The sequence below is a fragment of the Cupriavidus sp. U2 genome, assembly GCF_009663685.2.
GTDB classification, from domain to species: Bacteria; Pseudomonadota; Gammaproteobacteria; order Burkholderiales; family Burkholderiaceae; genus Cupriavidus; species Cupriavidus necator_C.
Genome location: NZ_RCOG02000028.1, coordinates 1 through 12,349, shown reverse-complemented (window position 1 = coordinate 12,349; position 12,349 = coordinate 1). Strand labels below are relative to the sequence as shown.

The 12,349-nt window shown below is 53.8% G+C and carries 8 protein-coding genes and 3 pseudogenes; 3 read left to right on the top strand and 8 right to left on the bottom strand.

From position 1 onward, the window contains the following. The first annotated feature begins 19 nt into the window (after positions 1–19). From D9X30_RS22610 to D9X30_RS22600, 3 genes and pseudogenes are all read left to right on the top strand, one after another. A complete protein-coding gene (locus D9X30_RS22610) occupies positions 20–982 on the top strand; it encodes a Bug family tripartite tricarboxylate transporter substrate binding protein (protein WP_153949604.1) in 963 nt (320 codons plus the stop codon). 6 nt (positions 983–988) lie between these two features. Continuing rightward, on the top strand, positions 989–1,783 hold the full coding sequence (locus D9X30_RS22605; protein ID WP_153949605.1) for an enoyl-CoA hydratase/isomerase family protein: 795 nt from the start codon (positions 989–991) through the stop codon (positions 1,781–1,783). Between the two features lie 347 nt (positions 1,784–2,130). After that, a pseudogene (locus tag D9X30_RS22600) lies at positions 2,131–3,072 on the top strand (porin); the annotation flags it as partial. Between the two features lie 965 nt (positions 3,073–4,037). On the opposite strand, the gene D9X30_RS22595 reads toward D9X30_RS22600, so the two are convergent. From D9X30_RS22595 to D9X30_RS22560, 8 genes and pseudogenes are all read right to left on the bottom strand, one after another. Next, complete coding sequence (locus tag D9X30_RS22595; protein ID WP_153949606.1) at positions 4,038–5,219, bottom strand: isovaleryl-CoA dehydrogenase; 1,182 nt, start codon at positions 5,217–5,219, stop codon at positions 4,038–4,040. A 39-nt stretch (positions 5,220–5,258) separates the two neighbouring features. After that, positions 5,259–6,992: pseudogene (locus D9X30_RS22590) on the bottom strand (AMP-binding protein). A 103-nt stretch (positions 6,993–7,095) separates the two neighbouring features. Beyond that, complete coding sequence (locus D9X30_RS22585; RefSeq protein WP_153949607.1) at positions 7,096–7,884, bottom strand: enoyl-CoA hydratase/isomerase family protein; 789 nt, start codon at positions 7,882–7,884, stop codon at positions 7,096–7,098. Positions 7,885–7,894: 10 nt separating this feature from the next. Continuing rightward, on the bottom strand, positions 7,895–8,707 hold the full coding sequence (locus tag D9X30_RS22580) for an SDR family oxidoreductase (protein WP_153949608.1): 813 nt from the start codon (positions 8,705–8,707) through the stop codon (positions 7,895–7,897). A gap of 832 nt (positions 8,708–9,539) precedes the next feature. Beyond that, on the bottom strand, positions 9,540–9,794 hold the full coding sequence (locus D9X30_RS22575) for a hypothetical protein (protein ID WP_153949609.1): 255 nt from the start codon (positions 9,792–9,794) through the stop codon (positions 9,540–9,542). Positions 9,795–10,403: 609 nt separating this feature from the next. Beyond that, positions 10,404–10,838 (bottom strand): zinc-binding dehydrogenase, encoded by a 435-nt coding sequence (locus D9X30_RS22570; protein WP_194946587.1) that lies wholly within the window; start codon positions 10,836–10,838, stop codon positions 10,404–10,406. 50 nt (positions 10,839–10,888) lie between these two features. After that, positions 10,889–11,158: pseudogene (locus D9X30_RS22565) on the bottom strand (transposase); the annotation flags it as partial. Between the two features lie 39 nt (positions 11,159–11,197). After that, positions 11,198–12,285 (bottom strand): IS3 family transposase gene (locus D9X30_RS22560; protein ID WP_153950439.1). Its coding sequence is split into 2 segments (ribosomal slippage): positions 11,198–12,033 and positions 12,033–12,285, totalling 1,089 coding nucleotides; the frame shifts between segments, so codons are not numbered across the junction. Positions 12,286–12,349: the final 64 nt, after the last annotated feature.

Genomic DNA, 12,349 nt, shown 5'->3' with positions numbered 1-12,349 from the left:
ACTTATATTGGAGACTAAAATGCGATCGATACTTACAATCGTATTTGGAATCATTATTTCCTTCACTGCTGCCTCCTCTTCACTAGCCGAAAGCTATCCATCAAAGCCGGTAAGGGTAGTCATGCCCTTTGCTGCTGGCAGCCCCACAGACGCTCTGGCGCGCATTATTACTACGGCGCTCAGCACGCGTCTAAAGCAGGCTTTCATTGTTGACAACAAGCCCGGTGCTTCCGGCATCATTGGCACGGATACCGTGGCTAAGTCTACCGCGGACGGATACACTCTCTTATTTTCGACAAATACGACACAGATTGCTAATCAGTTTTTGTTTAAACGAATTCCATATAATCCAAGCAAGGATTTTTCTGCAATCGCAGTGGTCGGCGGAGTTCCTCACGTTCTGGTTGTTAACCCGTCTTTGCCTGTGAAATCCGTTAGTGAGCTGATTCAGTATGCCAAGTCGCATCCCGATCAAATCGCTTTCCCTTATGCAAACAGCACTACTCGGATTACCGGAAGCACCTTTCGCGTCATGACAGGGACCGCCATTACGGCCGTTCCCTATAAAACGTACCCACAAGCGGTTTCCGAATTGCTTGCGGGGCAAACGCAAATGATGTTTATTGACTTTGCGACAGGACTTCCGCACATCCGATCCGGCAAGCTTAGGCCGCTAGCTGTGACCCCGAACCGGTCTTCTAAACTCCCCGACGTTCCCTCCGTCAGCGATAGTCTCCCTGGCTTTCAGATCGGAAACTGGGCCGGTTTATTTGCTCCTGCTGGAACCCCAAACGACATCATTGCACGCCTCAATCGCGAGGTGACGGCCATCATGGCCGACGCCGAGGTGCAGAAACAAATCGATGGAATCGGCTATGAACTGATGAAGCCGATGTCGCCAGCTGCGTTCCAAGATTTCACCATTTCAGAACGGCAGCACTACGCGGAAATCGTGAGGAAAGCTGGCATTCAACCGGAATGATTTAAAATGATCGATCATAATTCTGATTTATCCGTTCTTTTCAGCGTTGAGGATGGCATAGCAACAATTACCATCAATCGTCCCTCACAGCGCAACGCCTTGTCTATTTTCGTTTGCAATCGTCTCCGCGAACTATGGGATGAAGTGGACCGCAATGACGACATCCGCGTCGCAATCTTGACCTCCTCCGACTGCGGCACTTTTTCTGCCGGCATGGACTTGAAGGAGGCGGCAAAGGTACGGGCCGAAGAAGGGAAGGACATGCTTGAAATGCTGAGCGATCCATTCCATCAGAGGATGCGGCGCGTGGAAAAGCCCATCATTGCAGCAATGACAGGTCACTTCACGGCTGGTGGCATGGTACTCGCGGCAAATAGTGACCTGCGAGTCGGGATGGCAGGCACGATGGGCGGCATCTCGGAGGCGAAAGTCGGACGAGGGTCCCCCTGGGCAGTTCCGATTCTTTGGATGTTGCCGCAACCATTCCTGCTCGAGTTGACGCTTTCCGGCGACCTACACCCGATCGATCGCTTCCACCAACTCGGCTTTGTGAACTATGTCGAGGAATCTGCGGATGCGGTAAGGACGCGAGCAAAAGTCCTTGCTTCCACGATTCGAGACAATGCCCCGCTGACCGTCTGGGCTGCCAAAAAGAGCGTCCTTTCCGCCATGGATCTAGGTTGCGAACGCGGCTTCGAAGAGGCCAAACGCTACCACGAACGCGTCTACAGTAGTCGCGATGCGATCGAAGGCCCCCTTGCCTTCGCAGAAAAGCGGGCCCCCAAATGGATAGGGGCCTAGCAGAGGAGCGTCGTTCGGATGTGAAACTATACACGTATGGACCCGGATGGCCTGATTGTCACGCTCAAGCCTGACGACATTTCCATCCCGAATCTGCTTTTTCCACGTATATCAGCTTACTAAGTTCGCCGCGCTAATCCCCGGGTAGGCAAAGATCCTGCCGCGCGTGTCCTGATTCTCACAGAATCGGGACACGTGTTCTGCGTATTTGGCGACCTGGCGCGATTGAGTCTCCAGTCTTCGCCAGACTGCGTTCACTTCTTCCACATGCGCGCTCTGTTGTCGCGACCTGCTGAGGAAAGTGGCCATCGCAGCACTGACGTCGTAGCCACTGGCGATGCAGGTAGTTGCGTGGCACGGAGGATCTCGGCGGCGGCGTAAGGGCCGTGTTCGTGCTTGAGAGCGGGCTTCTGCAGCGACAGCGGCAACCTCCAGCAAAGCGACCGCCTGTTTGGTCGCCAGTCGTTCGTGGGTCTGGAAAGCGACAGCATTGGGCGGTTCACCCTCGGCCGCCAGTACGTCTCGATGTTCGACGCCTTGGCCAACTTCTCGCCGACCGCCTAATCAACCCAGTATGAGCCTGTCGTACTGCAGCAAGGCCCCCAACTACCGCGAAGACAACACCATCAAGTACACGGGCACGTTTGGCCCGATCACGGCAGCGGCTCACTAGTCGTTCGGAACTGGCGTGGCGTTGCCTGCGACGGTTGGCGTAGCAACGCCTATCGGCGGCAACGGCGAAGTCCCGGGCCAGTTCCGACGTGACACGGGCTACGGTGCGGCAGTGGCGTACGGTGCAGGCCCGTTTGGCGCAACCGTAGGCTACGATTAGTGGAATCCGACCATCCGTACCCGCAACGGCACCGTTAAGAAGGCGTCGGTTGCCGCAATCTACGCGTATCGCCCGGCAAAGATCATGGGCGGCTACCGTTGGGGCCAGCAAAAGAACGCGGCAGACGTGCCGATCCAGCGTGACGACTACTACTAGATCGGTGCCAACTACCAGGTCACCCCGGCCATCGGCCTAACGCTCGAGTATAACTACGACAACATAAAAAGTCTGTTTGGCGACACGCACGTTGCCAACCCGTGGCAGATTGCCTTCGTTGCGCCTTCTCGAAGCAACCGATGTCTACCTGACCACGGCCTACGCCAAGAATGCGGGCCTCACAATGGAATCTCTGGTGACCACGTACGCCACTAGCCTTTCCCTTGGCAACAGCTACGCGCTGGCCAATGGCCAGAACTCCATATTCGGCGCGGCTGTTGGGATTCGACACAAGTTCTGAATGCGTCTCGCGTAGACCTGGGTGAAAGGTTGATGGAAATACCGATACCCGCTCCGAAATTCGCCGGCGGGTGTCGTGAAAGAGCACATACAAAATAGTTAGAGTAACCATTTCATCAGGCACCCTTCATAGCATAACGATCTCAGAGCTCACCCAGCGACCTGGGACGCAGTTTGTGCCGATCAGATCCAGGATGCACGGGTGGCTGATGCAGTCTTCGCAACCTTTAGAAGTACGAGCAGAGTGACTTCCGGAGGTGCCGGTAGCCGGAAATTGTTAGGTTGGCCATCTGGAAGGTCACACGGCGTTCGAAGCACACGTGCAATCGCAAGGTTTTTCACCCACGCACGGTGCGCTCTATAAGTCGAACGTGTCTTGCTGAGATCCACCCGAGATGTGCACCGCGACGGACTAACTCTGTGGCAATGCGCGTGGCGTGAAGTGAAATTCTCGTAGGCACTCATCGTAACCATATCCACGATCGCAGTGGCTAATGGTGGGCCCGTGGTCGACCGCGCTTGACTCGAATGGACAGGATCGCGTCAACGGCGGGCGCACTTTGATGACGCCATAGCAATTGTTCCCGCGCACCCCCATGCTGCCGGGGGTCCGACGGCGATCGCGCGTGGTCCGCTCCGCGGCAGGGGACTTAGCCAGGTCCGCTAAGTTTCCGAGCGCCCCGTACCCACCTTTTTCACATTCCGCCATCCACATACCCGCACGCGTCGCGCGGCCACTCGAGCTCTCCTGAAACTGGATGTGGCCACGTTTGCTGGCGCACCCTTCGGCCTGATTAAGGATCAGGCATATAGCTTTACAAACTGCGGCGCTTCTTCTGGCGGGCCCGACCCGAAAGCCAGGAATATCACCAAAACAAAGGATGAGACTCTTTAATTTCGACCCTCATCCTTTTCGAGAACATAAAATTCACAGTTCCTTATAGCATCACAGTAGCTAGATAACTGCTATGCCGTCTCATCATACAATTCTCGGCCGATGAGCACTCGGCGAATTTCCGAAGTTCCTGCTCCAATTTCGTGTAGCTTTGCGTCCCGCCAGAAACGACCTACAGGGTAATCGTTAATGTATCCATTGCCACCAAAAATCTGTACGGATTCTCCCGCCATCCAGGTTGCCTTTTCTGCTGTAAACAGAATAATTGCAGCACAGTCCTTTCGAACGCGTCGCACATGCTCAGACCCGAGGCGATCAAGATTTTTCCCCAAAGAGTAAAGGTAGCTTCGTGAAGCCTGTAGCGTCGTGTACATATCGGCAATCTTCGACTGAATCAGTTGAAATTCACCGATGCTCTTGCCGAACTGCTTTCGATCATGCACATAAGGAATGACCACATCCATGCACGCTTGCATGATGCCGACTGGCGCTGCACCCAACACCGCGCGCTCGTAGTCCAACCCGCTCATCAAAACCTTCGCCCCGCAATTCTCGCCACCGAGAATATTCTCGATCGGCACCTCCACATCTTCAAAGACCAGCTCGCCGGTATGAGATCCGCGCATCCCCAATTTGTCGAGCTTTTGCGCGACTGAGAAGCCCTTCATGCCTTTCTCGACAATGAAAGCTGTCATGCCGCGCGCACCCAGGGCAGGGTTCGTCTTCGCATAGACAACTAGGACATCGCAGTCTGGGCCATTCGTGATCCACATCTTTGTCCCATTGAGCACAAATGCATCGCCCTTGCGTACTGCGCTAAGCCTCATACTGACGACATCAGATCCTGCGCCGGGTTCACTCATTGCCAAGGCACCAATCCATTCTCCGGAAACTAGCTTTGGAAGATATTTACCCTTTTGGTCGGAAGTTCCGTTTCGATAGATTTGATTTATGCAGAGATTCGAATGCGCACCATATGACGCACCAACAGATGCGGACGCTCGACTAATCTCCTCAACGGCAATCATGTGGGCCAAATATCCCATGTTCGCACCACCATATTCTTCGGATACGGTGATTCCAAGTACACCCAATTCACCCATCTTTCTCCAGGCGTCCATGGGGAACTGGTCGGTGCGATCAATCTCAGCAGCTCGTGGAGCAAGCTCTGCCTCGGCCCAACTACGCACACTTTCGCGGAGCATATCGATGTCTTCGCCCAACGAAAAATCAAGACTTTGAAGGAATGTCATGGTCGTTCAATAAAATGGAGTTTCTTCAAAAATATAAAATTAGGTATTCGTCCTATTTCCTAAAATTCCACACATAATTTCTCGCATTACATGTTTCTGAATTTTTCCAGTAACTGTCATAGGCATTTCAGATACAAATCTTATATATTTTGGAATTTTATAATGCGAAATTTTATCCCTGCAAAAAGACCTAATATCTTCCTCAGAGGCACCGAATCCTGGCTTTAGAATGATCCACGCACATATCTCCTCGCCATACTTTTTATCAGGCACCCCAAATACTTGAACCGACTGTATTTTTGGGTTCGTGAAAAGAAATTCTTCTATTTCACGAGGGTAGATATTTTCACCCCCACGGATAAGCATGTCTTTTATTCTTCCGACAATACTGCAATAACCTTCACTATCTATTATTGCAAGATCTCCTGTCCGCATCCATCCGTCGACGATGGATTCTTTTGTCCGCTCTTCATCATTCCAATATCCATTCATTACGGAATATCCGCGAATCCATAGTTCACCCGTAGCTCCTATTGGAACGATCTCCCCAGAATGGTCAACAATCTTGCACTGAAGCTGGGCTTGAATTCTTCCAACCGTGGAAACGCGTCTTTCGAAAGGATCATCAACCGCAGATTGAAATGAAACAGGACTTGTCTCCGTCATTCCGAAAGCACATGTGATTTCTTGCATATGCATTTCTTCCATGACCCTTTTCATTATTTCCACTGGACATGGGGCGCCGCCCATGATCCCAGTACGTAGCCTAGAAAGGTCAAAGCTGCGAAAGTCTGGATGCTCCAACTGTGCGATGAACATAGTTGGTACGCCGTGGAGCACGGTACAACGCTCAGTCGACGCGGCAACCAACGTTGTAGCGGCTTCAAATCCCTCACCAGGAAAGACCATGCACGCCCCAACAGATGCGCATGCCAGAACGGATAGAACCATTCCGAAGCAGTGATATAGCGGAACAGGAATGCAGACTTTGTCCGATGGTGACAGACGCATTGCGGCGCCAACATATCTAGCATTGTTGACGACATTGCGGTGACTTAACGTTGCTCCTTTCGGAGATCCTGTTGTACCGCTCGTAAATTGTATATTTATTTGATCATTGCAACTTAAATTCTCAGATACTTCGTCGAGATCCGGCGCAATTGATGCTGAACTATTAGCAATTACATCGCTAAAATTCATCATTCCTGATGATTTTCTTCACCCAGTCTAATTACCCAACGCAGGCTCGGTAATCGCGCGGCATGTAGCTGCTCCTGAGCATGAGTATGAGTATGCAATTCAGGCGCCAGATCTAGAATAATTGACAAATAATCTGTTTTTTTTGAATCGCTCGGCAACGACCAAAGCCTTGCACCCGACCAGATTAAGCGCATACTCCAGTTCAGACGTTCGATATGCTGGGTTTATGCTAACGAGAATTACTCCCAGCCGAGCAGTGGCGAATTGAGTGAGCAGCCATTCCGGGCGATTTGGCGACCAAATTCCAACTCTATCGCCTTTAGTTAGCCCAAGTGATTTCAAACCGACTGCAAGTAAATCAATTTGATCCGAGAATTGTTGCCAAGTCCATCTAATATTTAGCTCTGGAAATATTACTGCCTCATGATGTCCGTATGACGATACGGTATCCTTTAGAAGTTGTGGAATTGTTTTTTGTGATAGCGGTACGTCGGTGGCTCCTTCTACGTAAGACATCCCATTCAGTGGACGACCAAAGCCGCCCACAGCCGTGGTACCGGACTGCAAGAGCATACGTGTCTCCTAACTCGCCTTCAGTAATGACTTTCTGTTGGCATCCCCTAGGCACGGGCGGGCTGGGGATGCTCATTTCTGTTTTACTTTTTACCCAGGCACTTCAGTTTCCAGATGATTTGCTAATTTTCCTACGGTACTCACCAATGATCTTTTTGTGCCCTTCAGAGCGAAATGCATAGCTTTGCATATAAGCTTCAACCTCCAGATTGGCTGCAAAATCCATGTCCACTCCTCGCCTTAGAGAAAGTTTTGAAATGCGCACGGTGGGTCCCGGTGCACTGGCGATTCGGCGGGCCGCGACCATTGCTGCATTTAGAAGATCGTCTTGCGGAACGACTTCTGCGAATAATCCAAGTTTTTTGCCGAGGATCGAGTCGATAGATCCGGTTGTTAGGATGTGGTAGTTCGCCAGCGGTGCACCAATTGCTCGTGTCAACAGCCAAGGAACGCCGACATCAGCAGCCGACAATCCCAGTTTGTGAAATGCGAGATCATAGCGCGCGGTTTCGCTCGCGATGGCGAAATCGCAGGCTAATGCGATCCCGACGCCTCCACCAATGGCGGGACCGTTTAGCGCAGCAATAACAGGAATGTCAAAGTAGTAAAGACGCTTTGTAATCTTATTGTAATCTCTCAATAGCTTGAATTCCGACTCCATTTCAGTTGGATCTGGACTCATGAGCTCTTTTAAATCGCCGCCACCATTGAAGACTTTCCCCGCGCCAGTCAGTACGACGCATCTAATGTTCTCATCCTGTTCAATGCGGTCCAGAATCTTGGAAAAGTCAGAGGAATATGTGGTCCCCATTGCGTTGGCCGCGTTCGGCCAATTGAAGGTAACCGTAGCGATACCATTGTCGATTTCGACTTTGAATTCACGTGCTTGCATTTCTTGTCTCCTAAACCTTTTGATAGCGGGTGTTGGGAGCAGGAAGCACAAAAACCCCCTTGTTGAGCCATTGACCACCGTCGGCTACCAGGACTTCCCCAGTGATGTAGTTTGCAGCCGGGGAGCAAAGGAAAAGCCCGCATTCCACTGTTTCCTCCAGCGTCTCGAACCTTCCAGCGGGGATGGTGGACAGGATGCGCTCGCGTCCCTCAGGCGTCGGCCAGAGGGCAGCGCGCGATTGCTCAGTGTCGACGAAGCCAGGGCACAAGCAATTAACCTGAACGTTGCGGTCGCCCCATTCGACAGCTAGCGATTGCGACAACGCGATAACACCTGCCTTGGCTGCCGCTGAGTGAGCCGTGCCCGGGCCACCATACCAGGCATACGCGGCGGAGATGCTCAGGATCTTCCCACTCCGTTGGCCCAGCATGTGTTTGCCTGCAGCTAGTGCGCAGTAGGCCGAGCCGTTGAGAACGGTTCCAATTACTGCGTTCCATCCATTTGGAGAGATGTCCTCGGCACGCGCAACGAAGTTCCCAGCCGCATTGTTTATAAGCACGTCGATAGTGCCCAACTGTTCGACGACCCCATCAATTGACTGCTGGACGCTGTTTGGGTCCCTGATGTCAACCACGCAGGGGATTGCCCTACCGCCTGCAGCGTGGATGGAGGCCACTACATCATCCAGCAACGTTCCTCGGCGACCGGCGGCGACAACTGTCGCTCCAAGTTCGGCGGCGCGCAAAGCGAAGCCACGTCCGATCCCGGTCCCAGCGCCTGTGATGAAGAAGACTTTATTTGAGAAAGTTCCTTTTGCAAGCATACGTTCCTAAACCCAAATGTGAAGCCGCCAGTTCTGCAACGGAACTGGCCGATAAACAGCGGCAACTTGCCGCCACCACAAGAGATGCCCCAAGATTTCACGTATCAAACTAAAATGGAACATCGACTTATGCAATGAACGTTACTGACAGTTGACTGGTAAGTCAAGAGCTGATTGCGCGCTAGTATAGCCACATTCATATGCAAAGAGGCTTATTAAGCGCATTCGTTCGATGCAATTTAAAACGGAATTAGCGGAATTAAAATGGAATTTATGACTGGAGAAGAAAAAGCTGGTTGGTGCACCGGCGCACTCAAAGGGCTCACGTCATACGCGGTTCAAACAGCGGTTACACGCAGCTAACGCACGGTGCATAGTCGAGGCATGCGGTGCGGCCCCAACTTGGTCTAGACTCGAGGCCCCGCACAAGCACTAAATTCCGCGCGAACTTCAAGTGCTACCCAGATCGATCGCAACACTTGTGACCAACAACGTGTTAAGCGTGAATGGCGACATGGCACCACGCTGAAATGCTCGTACTGGCAGAGCAGCGAGACGCATGGGTTGTTGTGGGTGATGCCTACGGATTGGCGTGCTGGGGATCGATGCTGCAGGGGATTGCCCTTCGAGCGGCCTACCTAGCCCATATCGGCGCGTTAGGCTATCTGTGGGCGTGGAGGGAGCCGGTGTCACTGCACACGAGACGATTTAGATGAGTTGCCTGACGAGACCCGGCGATTGTCCATGCGCTCTTGATGGTCGGACAGGAGGAACGCGCGCGCCGCTACCACACCTCATGCATGATCAGGCAGTAGTGCAATGCGCGTTCAAATTATGCTGCTCCGGCAATCCGCAGGTCAGTTGGCATCTCATCGACAGAAGTACACCAATCCCCCTCGTCGTGCGACAACGAGGCCTTGCTGTCACTGTCGCAATCGCTGGAGAATGATGGCATCCGCGTTACCGCAGGCCGATTGTACCCACCGGTATATCCCGCCTTCAGGGGATGCATGAAAAGCCGCTCATTTTCATAAGCGTCGTTTCCGAGCCGTTCTAGGCCAAATGCCGAAAGTGGCTGGCGGTTCATTGCGATATCCCACAACGAGCATCGCTGACAGCACAACTACGACCAACCAAACCACGTCCCTCACCTACTGGTCCTTCAGTCTTCTGACGCGCAATCAAGGATGGAGGCCGGAGCGTTGATCACCGGTGATCGCCTGGTCGACGACGCCTTTCTCCGTGATCCCTACTCCGCTCCATGCTGCTGCGCACGCTTAGACCTATCCACTGGCGTGAAGAATTTTCTCGGAGAGCCTGGCGTAGACCGTATTGAATCTGTCACCGTTATGACAGTAGAAGTATCAACAGGCCGCGTGATTGCCGCCAATTTCGCACCCGCTCTTACTCGGCTCAACAAAACCGAGCCCGATCATTCGTCGGTGGCGTCTGTCGCCCTCCACCCGACGCAAGTCAGGAATTCCGAGCCGCCCCATCTTCGAGGCCAGTTGTAACCTAGCGGCCGGCCAATCAGTCAACGCCGGTATGCGTCGTTTGTCGGCATCCGAAGGCCTTCCGGCGCAAATGGCCGTCATCCCGCCCCGTCGCAAAGGGGCAGGCCGGCGCCCAATGCCGACCTTGGGGATGACAATTGCGGCATGCTTGGCCGGCCGCCGACGTGTGCCGATGCGGGGAATCAGTGTGCAGGCACCGCCATGCCAGCATCCAGCACAAGACGCCCCGTAACTGCGCCCGCTCGCACGCGATCCAAGGCGGTGTTGGGGTCGGCGTGTGGTACATGCTCGATCGGAATCGGCTGCAGCGCGCCGGATTTCGCCAGTTCGATCAACTCCTTCAACTCACTCTGGCTCCCGGTATAACTCCCCAGGATGGTGATAGCGCGAAGAATGAATAGCGGAAGCTGCAGCGTAATCTCGCCGCCATATAGGCCGACCGGTACATAGATACCCCCGCGGGACAGCACCGACATCGACGCGTTCGCAGTCTCCGACGAGCCTACGAAGTCGACGACCCCAAAGACGGGTAGGTCTGCAACTTTCGATATTGCAGCGGCAAGGTCGGGCGAGCGCGCGTCGACGACGCCCGTCGCACCTGCGGCCTTCGCCGCCACGAGCTTCTCGGTAATCCCCCCATTTATAGCAATTGCCAGAAGTAGGAAGGCTACGCGGCCATGGCGAGCCGCTGTTTTGGGGTAAATCCGCCCAGAGCCATATTTGGGCGCTCGTGATTGTAGGACCACATCCACTGCGTGGCGACGCGTTGTACATGGTCCAGATCGTCCCAATGATATTGGGACAGCCATTCGTAGCGCACGGTCCTGTTGAACCGTTCGACGTAGGCATTCTGTTGGGGCTTGCCCGGCTGGATGTATTCGAGCTTTATGCCCCATGCCCCGGCCCAATCGACAATTGCCGCGCTCAGGTATTCGGGTAATCCCCCCATTTATAGCAATTGCCAGAAGTAGGAAGGCTACGCGGCCATGGCGAGCCGCTGTTTTGGGGTAAATCCGCCCAGAGCCATATTTGGGCGCTCGTGATTGTAGGACCACATCCACTGCGTGGCGACGCGTTGTACATGGTCCAGATCGTCCCAATGATATTGGGACAGCCATTCGTAGCGCACGGTCCTGTTGAACCGTTCGACGTAGGCATTCTGTTGGGGCTTGCCCGGCTGGATGTATTCGAGCTTTATGCCCCATGCCCCGGCCCAATCGACAATTGCCGCGCTCAGGTATTCGGGACCGTTATCGCACCGAATGGCCAAGGGCTTTCCTCGCCAGCCAATGATCTGCTTGAGCGTGCGAATCACACGCTCCGAAGGCAGCGAGAAGTCGACTTCGATGCCCAGCGCCTCGCGGTTAAAGTCGTCGATCACGTTCAGCACTCGGATGCTACGTCCATCGGCAAGTTGGTCATGCATGAAGTCCATCGACCACACCTGGTTGACCTGGGTCGGTACCGTCAACGGCTCGGGCGTCTGCCGAACCAGCCGTTTGCGCGGTTTGATACGCAGGTTCAGTTCGAGCTCGCGATAGATCCGGTACACACGCTTGTGGTTCCACTGGAAGCCGCGGACATTCCGCAGGTACAGAAAGCACAGCCCAAAGCCCCAGGTGCGGTGGTTGTCCGTCAGGCGAAGCAGCCAGTTTGCGATCTCCTCGTTCTCGGCGTCGGTCTTGGCGACGTACCGATAGCAGGTCTGGCTAATGCTGAACGCCTCGCAAGCCATCCGGATCGATACGCCGCGATCTTGCACGGCATGTCGGGCCATCTCGCGGCGGCGAGATGGCCTCACCACTTTTTTTCTAGCGCCTCCGCCACGATCTCGGCCTTGAGCTTCTCTTCGACGTACATCTTGCGCAGCCGGGCGTTCTCGGCCTCCAGCTCCTTCATGCGCGCCATCAGCGATACGTCCATGCCGCCGTACTTCGATCGCCACTTGTAGAACGTCGCCGAGCTGATGCCCAGCTCTCGACACAGCTCAGGAACGGCAAGACCAGCCTCTACGCGCTTGATGGCTTCAATGATCTGGCTATCCGTAAATCTCGACTTCTTCATGCGGTAGAACTCCTCAACGAGAAAATTCTACTTCTGACCCCATCGCTTTTGCGGGGGGATTACC

Bases quoted from the DNA above. Each gene is read 5' to 3' on its own strand.
- D9X30_RS22610 (WP_153949604.1), top strand. From the start codon at position 20: ATGCGATCGATACTTACAATCGTATTTGGAATCATTATTTCCTTCACT.
- D9X30_RS22605 (WP_153949605.1), top strand. From the start codon at position 989: ATGATCGATCATAATTCTGATTTATCCGTTCTTTTCAGCGTTGAGGAT.
- D9X30_RS22595 (WP_153949606.1), bottom strand. From the start codon at position 5,219: ATGACATTCCTTCAAAGTCTTGATTTTTCGTTGGGCGAAGACATCGAT.
- D9X30_RS22585 (WP_153949607.1), bottom strand. From the start codon at position 7,884: ATGCAAGCACGTGAATTCAAAGTCGAAATCGACAATGGTATCGCTACG.
- D9X30_RS22580 (WP_153949608.1), bottom strand. From the start codon at position 8,707: ATGCTTGCAAAAGGAACTTTCTCAAATAAAGTCTTCTTCATCACAGGC.
- D9X30_RS22575 (WP_153949609.1), bottom strand. From the start codon at position 9,794: ATGAACCGCCAGCCACTTTCGGCATTTGGCCTAGAACGGCTCGGAAAC.